Annotated in this window: 14 protein-coding genes; 8 read left to right on the forward strand and 6 right to left on the reverse strand. The window is 70.2% G+C overall.

What is annotated here, in order from left to right:
* Positions 1-81: 81 nt before the first annotated feature.
* Positions 82-1,497: a Fe-S cluster assembly protein SufB gene (sufB, locus tag J7E93_RS20175; RefSeq protein WP_215071308.1), complete on the reverse strand. Its 1,416-nt coding sequence runs from the start codon at positions 1,495-1,497 to the stop codon at positions 82-84.
* Positions 1,494-2,222: a metalloregulator ArsR/SmtB family transcription factor gene (locus tag J7E93_RS20180; protein WP_215071309.1), complete on the reverse strand. Its 729-nt coding sequence runs from the start codon at positions 2,220-2,222 to the stop codon at positions 1,494-1,496. The genes sufB and J7E93_RS20180 overlap by 4 nt, the downstream gene beginning before the upstream one ends.
* Positions 2,223-2,402: 180 nt before the next feature.
* On the opposite strand from J7E93_RS20180, the gene J7E93_RS20185 reads away from it, so the two are divergent.
* The 3 genes from J7E93_RS20185 to J7E93_RS20195 all read left to right on the forward strand — a co-directional run bounded on the left by J7E93_RS20185 (position 2,403) and on the right by J7E93_RS20195 (position 5,143).
* On the forward strand, positions 2,403-3,329 hold the full coding sequence (locus tag J7E93_RS20185) for an ABC transporter ATP-binding protein (RefSeq protein WP_215071310.1): 927 nt from the start codon (positions 2,403-2,405) through the stop codon (positions 3,327-3,329).
* Positions 3,326-4,099 (forward strand): ABC transporter permease, encoded by a 774-nt coding sequence (locus tag J7E93_RS20190; protein WP_215071311.1) that lies wholly within the window; start codon positions 3,326-3,328, stop codon positions 4,097-4,099. Before J7E93_RS20185 ends, J7E93_RS20190 begins: the two co-directional genes overlap by 4 nt.
* A gap of 75 nt (positions 4,100-4,174) precedes the next feature.
* The gene (locus tag J7E93_RS20195) at positions 4,175-5,143 is read left to right on the forward strand and encodes a COX15/CtaA family protein (RefSeq protein WP_308368727.1); all 969 of its coding nucleotides are present in this window, start codon (positions 4,175-4,177) and stop codon (positions 5,141-5,143) included.
* Positions 5,144-5,239: 96 nt separating this feature from the next.
* Here J7E93_RS20195 and J7E93_RS20200 read toward each other — a convergent pair whose 3' ends face one another.
* The 3 genes from J7E93_RS20200 to J7E93_RS20210 form a co-directional block, all read right to left on the reverse strand.
* Positions 5,240-6,334 (reverse strand): amidohydrolase family protein, encoded by a 1,095-nt coding sequence (locus J7E93_RS20200; RefSeq protein WP_215071313.1) that lies wholly within the window; start codon positions 6,332-6,334, stop codon positions 5,240-5,242.
* A 79-nt stretch (positions 6,335-6,413) separates the two neighbouring features.
* Positions 6,414-6,734 (reverse strand): hypothetical protein, encoded by a 321-nt coding sequence (locus J7E93_RS20205; protein ID WP_215071314.1) that lies wholly within the window; start codon positions 6,732-6,734, stop codon positions 6,414-6,416.
* Positions 6,735-6,826: 92 nt separating this feature from the next.
* On the reverse strand, positions 6,827-7,780 hold the full coding sequence (locus J7E93_RS20210; RefSeq protein WP_374105407.1) for a heme o synthase: 954 nt from the start codon (positions 7,778-7,780) through the stop codon (positions 6,827-6,829).
* A gap of 312 nt (positions 7,781-8,092) precedes the next feature.
* On the opposite strand from J7E93_RS20210, the gene tkt reads away from it, so the two are divergent.
* The 5 genes from tkt to pgl are packed head-to-tail and all read left to right on the forward strand — an operon-like array spanning position 8,093 to position 14,692.
* Positions 8,093-10,180 carry a transketolase gene (gene tkt, locus J7E93_RS20215; protein ID WP_215071316.1) on the forward strand — a complete coding sequence of 696 codons (2,088 nt, stop codon included), beginning with the start codon at positions 8,093-8,095 and terminating at the stop codon, positions 10,178-10,180.
* Between the two features lie 36 nt (positions 10,181-10,216).
* A complete protein-coding gene (gene tal / locus J7E93_RS20220; RefSeq protein ID WP_215071317.1) occupies positions 10,217-11,335 on the forward strand; it encodes a transaldolase in 1,119 nt (372 codons plus the stop codon).
* A gap of 5 nt (positions 11,336-11,340) precedes the next feature.
* Positions 11,341-12,873 (forward strand): glucose-6-phosphate dehydrogenase, encoded by a 1,533-nt coding sequence (zwf, locus tag J7E93_RS20225; RefSeq protein ID WP_215071318.1) that lies wholly within the window; start codon positions 11,341-11,343, stop codon positions 12,871-12,873.
* Positions 12,870-13,913: a glucose-6-phosphate dehydrogenase assembly protein OpcA gene (opcA, locus tag J7E93_RS20230; RefSeq protein ID WP_215071319.1), complete on the forward strand. Its 1,044-nt coding sequence runs from the start codon at positions 12,870-12,872 to the stop codon at positions 13,911-13,913. The genes zwf and opcA overlap by 4 nt, the downstream gene beginning before the upstream one ends.
* A complete protein-coding gene (pgl, locus tag J7E93_RS20235; protein WP_215071320.1) occupies positions 13,910-14,692 on the forward strand; it encodes a 6-phosphogluconolactonase in 783 nt (260 codons plus the stop codon). The genes opcA and pgl overlap by 4 nt, the downstream gene beginning before the upstream one ends.
* A gap of 95 nt (positions 14,693-14,787) precedes the next feature.
* Here pgl and J7E93_RS20240 read toward each other — a convergent pair whose 3' ends face one another.
* Entirely contained in the window at positions 14,788-15,816 is a 1,029-nt protein-coding gene (locus J7E93_RS20240) for an acyltransferase (RefSeq protein WP_251066815.1), read from the reverse strand.
* Between the last annotated feature and the right edge of the window lie 129 nt (positions 15,817-15,945).

Here is a 15,945-nt window from a genome sequence, read left to right on the forward strand (position 1 = left end):
TCGGTGCGTTCGCTGCGGGAAGCCTGCGGGGGTCCGACGGGCGGACCCCCGCACGAGGGTTGACCGGGCGGTCGGGGCCCGTTAGCCCACCGCGCCTTCCATCTGCAGCTCGATCAGCCGGTTCAGCTCGAGGGCGTACTCCATCGGCAGCTCCTTGGCGATCGGCTCGACGAAGCCGCGCACGATCATCGCCATCGCCTCGAACTCCGTCAGACCGCGGCTCATCAGGTAGAAGAGCTGGTCCTCGGAGACCTTGGAGACCGTGGCCTCGTGGCCCATGGAGACGTCGTCCTCGCGGACGTCCACGTAGGGGTACGTGTCCGAGCGGGAGATCGTGTCGACGAGCAGCGCGTCGCACAGGACGTTCGACTTGGAGCCCGGGGCACCCTCGCCGATCTCGATGAGACCGCGGTAGGAGGTGCGGCCGCCGCCTCGCGCCACCGACTTGGAGACGATGTTGGAGGAGGTGTTCGGGGCCATGTGGACCATCTTGGCGCCGGCGTCCTGGTGCTGGCCCTCGCCCGCGAAGGCGATCGACAGGGTCTCGCCCCTGGCGTGCTCGCCCATCAGGTAGACGGCCGGGTACTTCATGGTGACCTTGGAGCCGATGTTGCCGTCGACCCACTCCATGGTCGCGCCCTCGTAGGCCACGGCACGCTTGGTGACCAGGTTGTAGACGTTGTTCGACCAGTTCTGGATCGTCGTGTAGCGGCAGCGGCCGCCCTTCTTCACGATGATCTCGACGACCGCGGAGTGCAGGGAGTCCGAGGAGTAGATCGGGGCGGTGCAGCCCTCGACGTAGTGGACGTAGGCGTCCTCGTCGACGATGATCAGCGTCCGCTCGAACTGGCCCATGTTCTCCGTGTTGATACGGAAGTAGGCCTGCAGCGGGATCTCGACGTGCACGCCCTTCGGCACGTAGATGAACGATCCGCCGGACCACACGGCCGTGTTCAGCGAGGCGAACTTGTTGTCGCCGACCGGGATGACGGTGCCGAAGTACTCGCGGAAGAGCTCCTCGTGCTCCTTCAGCGCGGTGTCGGTGTCGACGAAGATGACGCCCTGCTCCTCCAGGTCCTCACGGATCTGGTGGTAGACGACCTCGGACTCGTACTGGGCCGCGACACCGGCGACGAGGCGCTGCTTCTCCGCCTCGGGGATGCCGAGCTTGTCGTACGTGTTCTTGATGTCCTCCGGCAGGTCCTCCCAGGACTCGGCCTGCTTCTCGGTGGACCGCACGAAGTACTTGATGTTGTCGAAGTCGATGCCCGACAGGTCGGAGCCCCAGCTGGGCATGGGCTTCTTGTCGAAGAGGCGCAGACCCTTCAGCCGCAGCTTCAGCATCCACTCCGGCTCGTTCTTCTTCCCGGAGATGTCGCGGACGACGGCCTCGGAGAGACCGCGCTTGGCGGTGGCACCGGCCGCGTCCGAGTCGGCCCAGCCGTACTCGTACCGACCCAGGCCCTCGAGCTCGGGGTGGCTGATCTCGGTGGTCATGCGGGGTTCCTCCCGGCCGTGCTTGCGGATGCTGATGGGGGTGTGGTCTGGGGAGCGCTGTGCGGGATGAACGTCGTGCAGACGCCGTCACCATGCGCGATGGTGGCCAGACGCTGGACGTGCGTTCCCAAGAGGCGGGAGAAGACTTCCGTCTCCGCCTCGCACAGCTGGGGATACTGCTCGGCGACGTGGGCGACCGGGCAGTGATGCTGACAGAGCTGCTCGCCGACCGGCGCGTTCCGCGCAGTGGCAGCGTACCCGTCGGCGCTCAGCGCCTTGGCGAGAGCCTCGGTCCGCCCGTCGGGGCCGGCCGCCTCGACGGCCTCGCGGTACGTCTCCGCCTGCGCTTCGAGCCGGTCGCGGGCGAAGGCGGCGACGGCCGCCTCTCCCCCGGCGTTCTTCTCGATCCAGCGCAGGGCGTCGACGGCCAGCGAGTCGTACGACTGGTCGAAGGCGTCCCGGCCGCAGTCGGTGAGCGCGAATACCTTGGCGGGGCGCCCGCGGGTGCGGGCTCCGTAGACGCGCTTCTCGCGGGCTTCGACGACATTGTCGGCGACGAGCGAGTCGAGGTGCCGGCGCACGGCCGCCTGGGTGAGGCGGAGCCGCTGCGCGAGATCGGCGACCGTCGACGGCCCGTGGTCCAGGATGGACCGCGCGACCCGGTTGCGCGTGGATCGCTCACCGGTCGCGAGTTCCTCCACCGGAGCCGCGTCGACGTTTTTCACAACGCCATTGTTGCGTAATTCCTTCGAGAGTGACAAGCGACTCCCCACGCGACGCACGGTGCCGTGCATCACTCAGGTAAGGCTTACCTGACCTGCGGAAACGATCATTTGTAGGACGAATGACGGCCGGATCACCGCCCCGCGCCGGGGCCCCTTGCACGGCCTCTCTAGACTTCCGGCATGCGATACGAGTCCGTCGTCCAGGTCCGGGGCCTGGTCAAGCGGTACGGAACCAAGACCGCCGTCGACGGCCTCGACCTCGATGTGCGGGCGGGCACCGTGACCGCCGTCCTCGGTCCCAACGGGGCCGGCAAGACCACCACGATCGAGACCTGCGAGGGCTACCGGAAGGCCGACGCGGGCACCGTCCGCGTCCTCGGCCTCGACCCGGTCTCCGACGCGGCCGCGCTGCGCCCGCGCGTCGGCGTGATGCTCCAGTCCGGCGGCGTCTACTCCGGCGCCCGCGCCGACGAGATGCTCCGCCACATGGCACGGCTGCACGCCCACCCGCTGGACGTGGACGCCCTGATGGAGCGCCTCGGCCTCGGCTCCTGCGGCCGGACGACCTACCGCAGACTCTCCGGCGGCCAGCAGCAGCGCCTCGCGCTCGCCATGGCCGTCGTCGGCCGCCCCGAGCTCGTCTTCCTGGACGAGCCGACCGCCGGACTCGACCCGCAGGCCCGTCGCGCCACCTGGGACCTCGTCCACGAGCTGCGCGCCGACGGCGTCACCGTCGTCCTCACCACGCACTTCATGAACGAGGCCGAGGAGCTCGCCGACGACGTCGCCATCATCGACGCCGGCCGGGTCGTCGCCCAGGGGAGTCCCGAGCAGCTCTGCCGCGGCGGCGCCGAGAACACCCTGCGCTTCGCCGGCCGTCCCGGGCTCGACCTCGGCTCGCTGCTCAAGGCGCTGCCCGACGGCACGGCCGCCGCCGAGCTCACCCCGGGGGCGTACCGGATCAGCGGCGAGGTGGGACCCCAGCTGCTCGCCACCGTGACCACCTGGTGCGCCCAGCACGGCGTGATGCCGGACCGTATCTCGGTGGAACGCCACACCCTCGAAGACGTCTTCCTCGAACTGACCGGCAAGGAGCTGCGCGGATGAGCACGGGTACGGGTACCTACGCGCCCCGGCCGGGAGCGGCCCCCGTCGGACGGATGATCGCGGCGCAGACGGCCCTGGAGACGAGGATGCTGCTGCGCAACGGCGAGCAGCTGCTCCTCACCGTGGTCATCCCCTCGCTGCTGCTGGTGCTCTTCTCGACGGTCGACATCATCGACACGGGCGCGGACAAGGCCGTCGACTTCCTCGCCCCGGGGGTGCTCGCGCTCGCCGTGATGTCCACCGCCTTCACCGGCCAGGCCATCGCGACCGGTTTCGAGCGCCGTTACGGGGTGCTCAAGCGGCTCGGCGCCTCACCGCTCCCCCGCTGGGCCCTGATGACCGCCAAGACGCTCTCCGTCCTGGTCACCGAGGTCCTTCAGGTCGCCCTCCTGACGGCGATCGCGCTGGGGCTCGGCTGGTCCCCGGGCGGGAACCCCGTCTCGGTGTTCGTACTGCTCGTCCTCGGCACGGCCGCCTTCTCGGGGCTCGGCCTGCTGATGGCCGGCACCCTGCGGGCGGAGGCGACGCTGGCCGCCGCCAACCTGGTCTTCCTGCTGCTCCTGGTGGGCGGCGGCGTGATCGTGCCGCTGGAGAAGTTCCCCGGCGCGGCCCGCTCGGTCCTGGAGCTGCTCCCGATCTCGGCGCTCTCCGACGGGCTGCGGGACGTGCTCCAGGGCGGCGCCCCGATGCCGTGGGGCCAAGCGCTGGTCCTGGCGGTGTGGGCGGTGCTCGGGCTCGGCGCGGCGGCGAAGTTCTTCCGCTGGGAGTAACCGAAGGGTGACGTTCCGGGACATCCCGTCCCGTACCCCACCCCTCGTGAAAGCGTGCACAAGCCCGCGCCTACGATAGGGCCCGTGCAGACCCCCCTCGCCTCCATCGCCCAGCGCTGGACCCCGTCCCCCCGGACGCTCCGACGCGCCGCCCTCTCCGTCGTCGTGATGAGCGTCATCATCATCGTCACGGGTGGCACGGTGCGGCTGACCGGTTCCGGTCTCGGGTGCGACACCTGGCCCAAGTGCACGGACGACAGCCTCTTCGCCACGCCCGAGCAGGGCATCCACGGCGCGATCGAGTTCGGCAACCGGATGCTGACGTACGTGCTGTCGGCGGCCGTCGGCTGGGCGATCATCGCCGCCCGGTCGACCAAGCCGTGGCGGCGTGGACTGACCCGGCTCGGCTGGGCGCAGTTCTGGGTCGTGATGCTCAACGCGGTCCTCGGCGGCGTCACGGTCTGGATGGGCCTCAACCCGTGGACGGTCGCCGGTCACTTCCTGGCCGCCAACGGACTGCTCACCGTCGCGGTGATCACCTGGCAGCGCACCCGCGAGGGCGACTCCGCCCCCCGCCCGCGCGTCCCGGGCCCGGTCCGCAAGCTCTCCTGGGCGATCATCGCCGTCTCCGTACTGCTGATGGTGCTCGGCACCGGGGTCACCGGCTCCGGCAAGCACGCCGGTGACAGCAGCCAGGTCCCGCGGATGCCGTGGGACTGGACCGCCGCCGCGCACCTCCACGCCATCGCCGCCTGGGTCGTCTGCGCGCTCGCGCTCGCGATGTGGCTGGTGCTGCGGGTGGTGGACGCCCCCGACGACACCCGGGCGCGCGCCCGCGACCTGCTGATCGTGCTGCTCGCACAGGGCGGGATCGGCTACCTCCAGTACTTCACCGGGGTCCCCGAGCTCCTGGTCGGCGCCCACATGCTCGGATCCTCGCTGATGTGGATCGCGGTGCTGCGCCTCGCGCTGAGCCTGCGGGAGCGGCCGGTGGCCTCGCCGGAGATCCCGGCCCAGGCGGATTCCGCGCTGGCCACGGCGTAGTCCGGTCGCGGATTCCGGCCCCGCGGGCCGGTCCGGGCGTCCCGGTCCACGAATCCGCGTCGAATTTTTTCCCGGATTCGGGTCCTCGGGCCGTGCTCAGATGAGCCCGTAGACGCGGCGCGCATTGCCCGCCCCGATCATCGTGGCGACGCGCTGCGCGTCCGTACGGGACCAGGCACCGTCGCCGACCCATTCGCCGAGCACGCGACCGAGCGCCCCACGGAAGACGCTCGCGGCGACGACGTGCAGTTCGGGCAGGGCGCGCGCCCCGCTGGAGAAGAGCAGCTTGCCGAACGGCGCCAGTTCCAGGATCTCGGCCAGGACCGCCGCAGCCCGGGCGCCCGTCAGGGCGAGCACGGAGCCGAGATCCGCGTAGACATGGGGAAAGGCGCCGGTCAGCCGGGCCGTCTGGCGGTGGTACGGGTATCCGTGCAGGAGCACGAGGTCGGCGCCGAGTCCGCTGGTGGCCGCGGCGAAGTCGGCGAGGCCGGTCGGATCCCCGGCGCCCATGTGCAGTTGGAGCGGCCGCCCCGAGCCGACGGCGATCCAGAGCAGATGGCGCAGCAGTACGGGGTCGGTGAGCCGGCCTCCGGCCCGGCGCCGTGCCAGCCAGCGCCCCGCCGCCCCGCGCACCTCGCCCGGCCCGGGCGGTTCGGGCGCGTACGCGAGTACTCGGTCCACCCCGGCGACGGAGGTGAAGGCGACGGCGGTCGCGGCGGCGCCGTGGACGGCTTCGGCGAGGTTGGCCAGGAGGGCCTCGACGGTACCGGAGGTGTCGGCGACCTGTTCCGCGAGGAGTTCGAGCCGGACGATCTCGAGGGCGTCGGCGTCGCCGGTGGAGGCGATCTCGCCGGGGCCCGTCAGATCCCCCGGTGCTCCCGTGTCCACCAGATAGGTGGCGATCCCCGAGGCGCGCAGCAGTCGGCGCCCGGTCTCCAAGACGCCCAGCTCCCGGCGGCGGGCGAGGTAGCGGGCCGGCGGGCAGTGCGGCTCCAGACCGAGCAGCGGCGGGCACCAGCGGCGTACCGCGAAACCGGTCTGGGTGTCGAAGAAGGTGGTGCCGGGCGCGGGCGGCCCGGCGGCCGGCCCGAGGTGCGCCGGCCCGAGGTGTGCCTCGAAGGTGCCGAGGCCGAGCTCCGTACGGAGCACCCCGTGGCAGTACTGGTCCACCAGGCTCGGGGTCTCGATCATTCGGGGGGCTCCCTGCGTGGACGTCCTTGCACACGTCCTAACGGGTGAGCCCCACGCGAGGTGTTGCCCCTGGGGCGCCTCAGTTGTTGGAGGGGCCGCCGAGCTGGATGCCGGCCATCCGGGTCCACTCGTACGGGCCGGTCACGACCTTGGCGGCGAAGTCTCCGTCGAACTCGTCGTGGAGGGTCAGCCCGGCCTTCTCCGCAGCCTGCTGGGCGACGGGGAGCGAGGGGGCCACCAGGTCGCCCCAGCCGCCGTCCTCGCCGACGAGGACGATACGGGTGCCCATCTGGCCGATGTAGGCGAGCTGCCCCTCGGCGCCGCCGTGCTTCTTGGAGAACGCCTGGATCTGCCGGGCGAGCTTGGCCGCCTTGCGCTCTGCCTGCTTCGTGTCTGCCATGACATCGATGCTACCGAGCGGTAGATCCACTGGCGACGGCCGGGGCGTGTGGGGTGTCCCACGCGCTCCGGCCGTCGGTCAGGATCCGGCTGCTACCTCAGGAAGGGGTCCACCGCGACCGCCACGAAGAGCAGCGAGACATAGGTGATGGACCAGTGGAAGAGGCGCATCTCCTTGAGCTTCGCGCCCGTCGCGCCGCCCTTGGCGCGGTTCAGCAGCCCGTGCGCCTCCCAGAGCCACCAGCCGCCCGTCAGCAGCGCCACGGCGGTGTAGAACCAGCCGGTGTAGCCGAGCGGCGTCAGCAGCAGTGAGACGGCGACCATCACCCAGCTGTAGAGCACGATCTGCTTGGCGACGACCTTGTTGGAGGCGATGACCGGCAGCATCGGCACGCCCACGCGTGCGTAGTCCTCCTTGACCTTCATCGACAGCGGCCAGTAGTGCGGCGGCGTCCAGAAGAAGATGACGAGGAAGAGGATGACCGCGGCCCACGACATGGAGTTCGTGACGGCCGACCAGCCGATCAGCACCGGCAGACAGCCGGCGATGCCGCCCCAGACGATGTTCTGCGCGGTCCGCCGCTTCAGGATCATCGTGTAGACGACCACGTAGAAGAGGAGGGCGCCGAGCGAGAGCGCGGCGGAGAGCCAGTTGACCAGCAGGCCGAACCAGAGCGTGGAGACCACGGCGAGGGTGATGCCGAAGATCAGGCCCTCACGCGGCGAGACCATGCCGGTGACCAGCGGACGCTGCGAGGTGCGGTCCATCAGCGCGTCGATGTCGCGGTCGATGTACATGTTCAGCGCGTTGGCGCCGCCGGCCGACAGATAGCCGCCCAGGCAGGTGGCCAGGACCAGCCACAGGTTGGGCACGCCCTGCTCGGCGAGGAACATCACCGGAACGGTGGTGATGAGAAGAAGCTCGATGATCCGCGGCTTGGTCAGCGCCACGAATGCCTTGACGCGGGCCCCGAACGGCCGATGGCCCCCCGGGCTGGGAGTCAAGACGACCCCTGCGGGTCGGGACTCGACGGCCGTCACGCACACCCCTGACAGAGAATTTCCCAGCAAGCTCCCCGGTGAAGACGGGGTGAAGACTTGCGCGTACCACGCCACTCTAGACGTTGGCCATACACCGATCTTCGCGGGGGTGGGGTCGTGTTGAGGGGCCCCGTCCCAAGGCGTGGACAGAGGTCGGGAGGCGAAGTGACAGAGTCGCCCGCACTCTTGACGTGACCGCTCATTTGAGGGACATGCACTCGAAAAGATGGGCGTTCTGTCGGGGGTAGGCTCGACAGCGCCGGTACACCCTCAGTCACCGGCCATCTGAAAACATGTGGAGAGGAGCCCTGACCCAGGGTGAGCACTAAGCCGACCACCACAGACCTCGAGTGGACCGAATTGGACCAGCGGGCCGTGGACACTGCCCGCATCCTGGCCGCGGACGCCGTACAGAAGGTCGGCAACGGCCATCCCGGTACGGCCATGAGCCTGGCGCCCGCCGCGTACACCCTCTTCCAGAAGGTGATGCGGCACGACCCGGCCGACCCCGAGTGGGTCGGGCGCGACCGTTTCGTGCTCTCCGCCGGCCACTCGTCCCTGACCCTCTACACCCAGCTGTACCTGGGTGGCTTCGGGCTCGAGCTGGACGACCTGAAGGCGTTCCGCACCTGGGGCTCGAAGACCCCGGGTCACCCGGAGTACGGGCACACCGCCGGTGTCGAGACGACGACCGGCCCGCTCGGCCAGGGTGTCGCCAACGCCGTGGGCATGGCGATGGCCGCGCGCTACGAGCGCGGGCTCTTCGACCCGGAGGCGGCCGCCGGCACCTCCCCGTTCGACCACCACATCTACGTGATCGCCGGTGACGGCTGCCTCCAGGAGGGCATCTCCGCCGAGGCGTCCTCGCTGGCGGGTCACCAGAAGCTCGGCAACCTGATCATGCTGTGGGACGACAACCACATCTCGATCGAGGGCGACACCGAGACCGCCGTGTCCGAGGACACGATGAAGCGGTACGAGGCCTACGGCTGGCACGTGCAGCGGGTCGAGCCGCAGGCCAACGGCGACCTGGACCCGGCCGGCCTGTTCGCGGCGATCAAGGCCGCCGAGGCCGAGACCGAGCGCCCGTCGTTCATCGCGATGCGCTCGATCATCGCCTGGCCCGCCCCGAACGCGCAGAACACCGAGGCCGCGCACGGCTCGGCGCTGGGCGACGAGGAGATCGCGGCCACCAAGCGCGTCCTCGGCTTCGACCCGGAGCAGACCTTCGAGGTCACCGACGAGGTCATCGCTCACACCCGCGCCCTGGGCGACCGCGGTCGCGAGGCCCGGGCCGCCTGGGAGAAGTCGCTCGCCGAATGGCGTACGGCCAACCCGGAGCGGGCGGCGGAGTTCGACCGGATCCAGGCGAACGAGCTGCCCGAGGGCTGGGAGTCGAAGCTCCCGGTGTTCGAGCCGGGCAAGGGTGTCGCCACCCGTGCGGCGTCCGGCAAGGTCCTGCAGTCGCTCGGCGCGGTCATCCCCGAGCTGTGGGGCGGCTCGGCCGACCTGGCGGGCTCGAACAACACCACGATCGACAAGACCTCGTCGTTCCTGCCCGAGGGCAACCCGCTGCCGGAGGCCGACAAGTACGGCCGCACGATCCACTTCGGCATCCGCGAGCACTCCATGGCCGCGGAGATGAACGGCATCGCGCTGCACGGCAACACCCGCATCTACGGCGGCACCTTCCTGGTGTTCTCCGACTACATGCGCAACGCGGTGCGGCTGTCGGCCCTGATGCACCTGCCGGTGACGTACGTCTGGACCCACGACTCGATCGGTCTGGGCGAGGACGGTCCGACGCACCAGCCGGTGGAGCACCTGGCGTCGCTGCGCGCGATCCCCGGTCTGAACGTCGTCCGCCCGGCGGACGCCAACGAGACCGCCCTCGCCTGGCGCGAGATCGTCAGGCGCCACACGCGCGAGTTCGGCAAGGGCGCCCCGCACGGTCTGGCCCTGACCCGTCAGGGTGTGCCGACCTACGCGCCGAACGAGGACACCGCCAAGGGTGGTTACGTCCTGTTCGACGCCGAAGGCGGTGACGCCGAGGTCGTGCTGATCGGTACGGGCTCCGAGGTGCACCTGGCCGTCGAGGCCCGCGAGCAGCTCCAGGCCGCCGGTGTCCCGACCCGTGTGGTCTCGATGCCGTCGGTGGAGTGGTTCGAGGAGCAGGACCAGGGGTACAAGGACGCCGTCCTGCCGCCGTCGGTCAAGGCCCGGGTGGCCGTCGAGGCCGGCATCGGTCTCACCTGGCACAAGTACGTCGGTGACGCCGGCCGGATCGTCTCGCTGGAGCACTTCGGTGCCTCGGCGGACGCGAAGGTCCTCTTCCGCGAGTTCGGGTTCACCCCCGAGGCGATCGTCGCCGCGGCCCGGGAATCTCTCGCCGCAGCCGCGCGCTGACGCCCATACGTACGACTTAATGGAGATGCAATTCTCATGACAGACGCTCTCAAGCGCCTCTCCGACGAAGGCGTCGCGATCTGGCTGGACGATCTTTCGCGTCAGCGGATCACGTCCGGAAACCTGGCCGAGCTGATCGACCAGCAGCACGTGGTCGGTGTCACCACCAACCCGTCCATCTTCCAGAAGGCCATCTCGGAAGGCCACGGCTACGACCAGCAGCTGGCCGACCTCGCCGCCCGCAAGGTGACCGTCGAAGAGGCCATCCGCATGATCACGACGGCGGACGTCCGCGACGCCGCCGACATCCTGCGCCCGGTCTTCGACGCGACCGACGGCCAGGACGGCCGGGTCTCCATCGAGGTCGACCCGCGGCTCGCCCACCGTACGGACGCCACGATCGCCGAGGCCAAGCAGCTCGCCTGGCTGGTGGACCGCCCCAACACGCTCATCAAGATCCCGGCCACCGAGGCGGGTCTTCCGGCGATCACCGAGGTCATCGGCCTCGGCATCAGCGTCAACGTGACGCTGATCTTCTCGCTGGAGCGCTACCGCAAGGTCATGGACGCCTACCTGGCCGGTCTGGAGAAGGCCAAGGAGCGCGGCCTGGACCTGTCCAAGATCTACTCCGTGGCGTCCTTCTTCGTCTCCCGCGTGGACTCGGAGATCGACAAGCGTCTGGACTCGATCGGCACGGACGAGGCCAAGGCGCTGAAGGGCAAGGCCGCGCTGGCCAACGCCCGCCTGGCCTACGAGGCGTACGAAGAGGTCTTCTCCTCGGAGCGCTGGGCCGCGCTGGACAAGGCGCAGGGCAACAAGCAGCGTCCGCTGTGGGCCTCGACCGGCGTGAAGGACCCGGCGTACAAGGACACCCTGTACGTGGTGGACCTGGTCGCGCCCGGCACCGTCAACACCATGCCCGAGGCGACCCTGGAGGCCACCGCCGACCACGGCGAGGTCACCGGTGACACCGTGCGCGGCACCTACGAGCAGTCCCGCGCCGAACTGGACGCCGTCGAGAAGCTCGGCATCTCGTACGACGACGTGGTGCAGCTGCTCGAGGACGAGGGCGTCGAGAAGTTCGAGGCGTCCTGGAACGACCTGCTCAAGTCGACCGAGGCGGAGCTTGAGCGCCTCGCACCTTCGGAGGCGTAACCACCTTGAGCGCAGTCCACGGAGCCAACCCGCTCCGTGACGCCGCAGACCGACGGCTCCCGCGTATCGCGGGGCCGTCGGGTCTGGTGATCTTCGGCGTCACGGGCGATTTGTCCCGTAAGAAGCTGATGCCTGCCGTCTACGACCTGGCCAACCGCGGCCTGCTGCCGCCGGGCTTCTCGCTCATCGGCTTCGCCCGCCGCGAGTGGCAGGACGAGGACTTCGCGCAGGAGGTCTACGAGGCCGTCAAGCAGCACGCCCGTACGCCGTTCCGCGAGGAGGTGTGGCAGCAGCTCATCCAGGGGATGCGCTTCGTCCAGGGCGACTTCGACGACGACGACGCCTTCGAGCAGCTGAAGGCCACCGTCGAGGAGCTGGACAAGGCGCAGGGCACCGGAGGCAACTTCGCCTTCTACCTGTCCGTGCCGCCGAAGTTCTTCCCCCAGGTCGTCCAGCAGCTGAAGAAGCACGGCCTGGCCGACCAGAAGAACGGCTCCTGGCGCCGCGCGGTCATCGAGAAGCCCTTCGGCCACGACCTGGTCTCCGCCAAGGAGCTCAACGAGGTCGTCCACGAGGTCTTCCCGCCCAACGAGGTCTTCCGGATCGACCACTACCTCGGCAAGGAGACCGTCCAGAACATCCTGGCGCTCCGTTTCGCCAACACCCTCTTCGAGCCGATCTGGAACCGGTCGTACGTCGACCACGTCCAGATCACCATGGCCGAGGACATCGGCATCGGCGGTCGCGCCGGCTACTACGACGGCATCGGCGCCGCCCGTGACGTCATCCAGAACCACCTCCTCCAGCTGCTCGCGCTGACCGCGATGGAGGAGCCCGCCTCCTTCGACGCGGACGCGCTCGCGGCCGAGAAGACCAAGGTGCTCGGCGCGGTGAAGCTGCCGAAGGACCTGGGCGCTTCGACCGTGCGCGGCCAGTACGCCCCCGGGTGGCAGGGCGGCGCGAAGGCCGTCGGCTATCTGCAGGAGGACGGGATCGACCCCAAGTCGAAGACCGACACCTACGCGGCCATCAAGCTGGAGATCGACAACCGCCGCTGGGCGGGCGTCCCCTTCTATCTCCGTACCGGCAAGCGGCTCGGCCGCCGCGTCACCGAGATCGCGGTCGTCTTCCAGCGCGCGCCGCACTCCCCGTTCGACAAGACGGCGACGGAGGAGCTGGGCCAGAACGCCCTGGTCATCCGGGTGCAGCCGGACGAGGGCGTGACGATGCGGTTCGGCTCCAAGGTGCCGGGCACCTCCATGGAGGTCCGGGACGTGTCGATGGACTTCGCCTACGGCGAGTCCTTCACGGAGTCCAGCCCCGAGGCGTACGAGCGGCTCATCCTCGATGTGCTGCTCGGCGACTCGAACCTCTTCCCGCGGGTCGAGGAGGTCGAGCTGTCCTGGAAGATCCTCGACCCGATCGAGCAGTACTGGGACAAGCACGGCAAGCCCGCGCAGTACCAGGCGGGTACGTGGGGGCCGGTCGAGGCGGACGAAATGCTCGCACGAGACGGACGGAGCTGGCGCCGGCCATGAAGACCGACCTGACGGACACCACGTCCAGCAAGATCAACAAGGCGCTGGTGCTCGGGCGGCGGGCCATCGGCACGCCGGCCGTCGGCATGGTGCTCACCCTCGTCATCGTCACCGACGAGGAGAACGCCTACGACGCGCTCAAGGCGGCCAACGACGCGTCCCGCGAGCACCCCTCGCGGACGCTGGTGGTCATCAAGCGGGCCGCGCGCTCGCCGCGTGACCGGGCGAAGGCACGGCTCGACGCCGAGGTCCGCCTCGGCGCCGACGCCAGTACCGGCGAAACGGTTGTCCTCCGGCTGTACGGCGAGGTCGCCGAGCACGCCCAGTCGGTGGTCCTTCCGCTGCTCCTTCCCGACGCGCCCGTCGTCGTCTGGTGGCCGGTCAACTCCCCGGCCGACCCGGCGAAGGACCCGCTGGGCGCGCTCGCCCAGCGCCGGGTCACCGACACCTACGCCGCCGAGCAGCCGATCCACGAGCTGACCGGCCGCGCGCAGACGTACACCCCGGGCGACACCGATCTGGCGTGGAGCCGGATCACCCCGTGGCGTTCGATGCTGGCCGCCGCGCTCGACCAGGTCGTGTGCGACGTCACCTCGGCCGAGGTGGAGGGCGAGGAGTTCAACCCCAGCGTCGAACTGCTCGCCATGTGGCTGGCGGACCGGCTGAAGGTGCCGGTTCGGCGCTCCAAGTCGACGGGCCCGGGGCTCACTTCCGTACGGATGGAGTCCACCTGCGGGCCGATCGTGCTCGACCGGCCGGACGGATCGCTGGCGACGCTCTCCATCCAGGGGCAGCCGGACCGTGCCGTGGCGCTCAAGCGCCGCGAGACGTCCGAGCTGATCGCTGAGGAGCTGCGGCGGCTCGACCCGGACGACACCTACGCCTCGGCGCTGCGGTACGGGCTCGACCGGCTGGACGAGGAGGCCGCGGTGACGGCTCCCGACCCGGTCGAGGTGGTCCCGGCCCCGGCCGCTCCCGCCGCCGACCCCGCTCCCTCGTCGGCGAAGAAGCCCGCGGCCAAGAAGGCGGCGGCCAAGTGAGCGCTCCGCAGCTGGTGGTCCACCGCGACAAGGAGCTGATGGCGCAGGCCGCCGCGGCCCGGCTGATCACCCGGATCGTGGACGCCCAGGCCGCACGCGGATCGGCGTCCGTGGTCCTGACCGGCGGTCGCAACGGCAACGGGCTCCTCGCGGCGCTCGGTTCGGCCCCCGCGCGGGACGCGATCGACTGGTCGCGGCTCGATCTGTGGTGGGGCGACGAGCGGTTCCTGCCCGAGGGCGATCCGGAGCGCAATGTCACCCAGGCCCGCGAGGCGCTGCTCGACAGCGTGCCGCTGGACCCGGCCCGGGTGCACGCGATGCCGGCGTCGGACGGCCCGTACGGGAAGGACGTGGACGCGGCCGCCGCGGCCTACGCCGCCGAACTGGCCGCCGCCGCGGGGCCGGAGGACCACGGCTCGGTTCCGTCCTTCGACGTCCTGATGCTGGGGGTCGGACCCGACACCCATGTGGCCTCGCTCTTCCCGGAGCTTCCGGCGGTCCGCGAGACCGAGCGGACGGTGGTGGGGGTGCACGGCGCGCCCAAGCCGCCGCCGACCCGTGTCTCGCTGACGCTTCCGGCGATCCGGGCGGCCCGTGAAGTCTGGCTGCTGGCGGCGGGCGAGGACAAGGCGAAGGCGGCGGCGATCGCGCTGTCGGGCGCCGGCGAGTTCCAGGCCCCGGCGGCGGGCGCCTACGGCCGCTCCCGCACGCTCTGGCTGCTGGACGCCGCGGCGGCCTCGGAGCTTCCGCGCGGTCTTTACCCGCCCGCTTCGGCCTGATCCGCACGCACGGAGGCCCGGTTCACCGCGAGGTGAACCGGGCCTCCGTCGTCCGTGCCGTCGTCCGTGCCGTCGGCTCCAGGGTGCGCCGTCCGTCAGCTCCTGCGGCTCAAGAGACGCGTCTTGCCCAGGAGCAGTCGCCTGCCGGGCTCCTCCACCAGCCGGTAGAGGAGAGCCGACAGCACGAGGGAGATGACGAAGGCCACACCGGCGAGCCCGAACGCCGCGATCGTGTCGAACCTCGGCTTCTCCCCCACCCAGATCCTCAGCGTGTGCATCACCAGCAGGTGCACCATGTAGAAGGCGAACGACCACTCGCCCAGCTTCACCATCACCGGCCGGCGCCACATCGACGGCTCGCCCTTCACATCGGCGACGGCGCCCGCCGCGATCAGGCAGGTGAGCCCGATCAGCGGGGTCCAGGAGAGCCCGGAGGGCACGAGCGGGGCCACGAAGTAGCCGATCAGCGTGAGGGCCATGGCGCCTTCGAGACCGGGGCCGCGCCACCTGTCGAGCTGGACGAGCCGGGCCACGGCGATACCGAGAATGAATTCGGGGAGTCGCGCGAGGGGGAAGCTGTAGAGGAACACGTCGACGTGCAGCGCCTTGTAGACGTCCGGCTGGACGACCACGGCGGCGACGCAGAGGACCGCCACGGCGGCCAGGGCCCGCGCCCCCATGCGGCGCATCACCATGTAGAGCAGCGGGAAGCAGGCGTAGAAGAACGCCTCGCAGACGAGTGACCAGCTGACCGGGTTGCCCGTCTGCCACCACTCGAACTTCCAGGAGCTCACCAGCAGGAGGTTGGCCGCTATCGCCGTGAAGCCCTCCCGCTCGCCGTCCCTCAGCCAGGGGAGCACGGTGAAGACGAGTACGAGCGCGACGGCGCCGGTGACCAGGTGGATCGGGTAGATCCGGGCCATTCGGCGGCGGAAGAAGGACAGGGCCCGGTCTCCCGAACGCGCCGACCACGCCAGCACGAAGCCGGAGAGGACGAAGAAGAACATGACCCCGACGCTGCCCGACCGGGTGGCCCAGGCCACCAGCTTCTCGTCCTCGGAGCCGTAGTAGCCGAACTTGTACGTGTGGAACGCGAAGACCAGGAACGCAGCCGCCCAGCGCATGCCCGTCAACGAGGGAAGCCGGCCTCCCGCTCGTCCGTCCGCCACGGGGGCGGGGGCCGCAGGCAGGGTTGCCTCGCGTATCAGCGTGCGCAAGAAACGACTCCGTTCGACAATGGACCGGCGGGAGCG

This window comes from Streptomyces sp. ISL-36 (genome assembly GCF_018614205.1).
GTDB lineage: Bacteria > Actinomycetota > Actinomycetes > Streptomycetales > Streptomycetaceae > Streptomyces.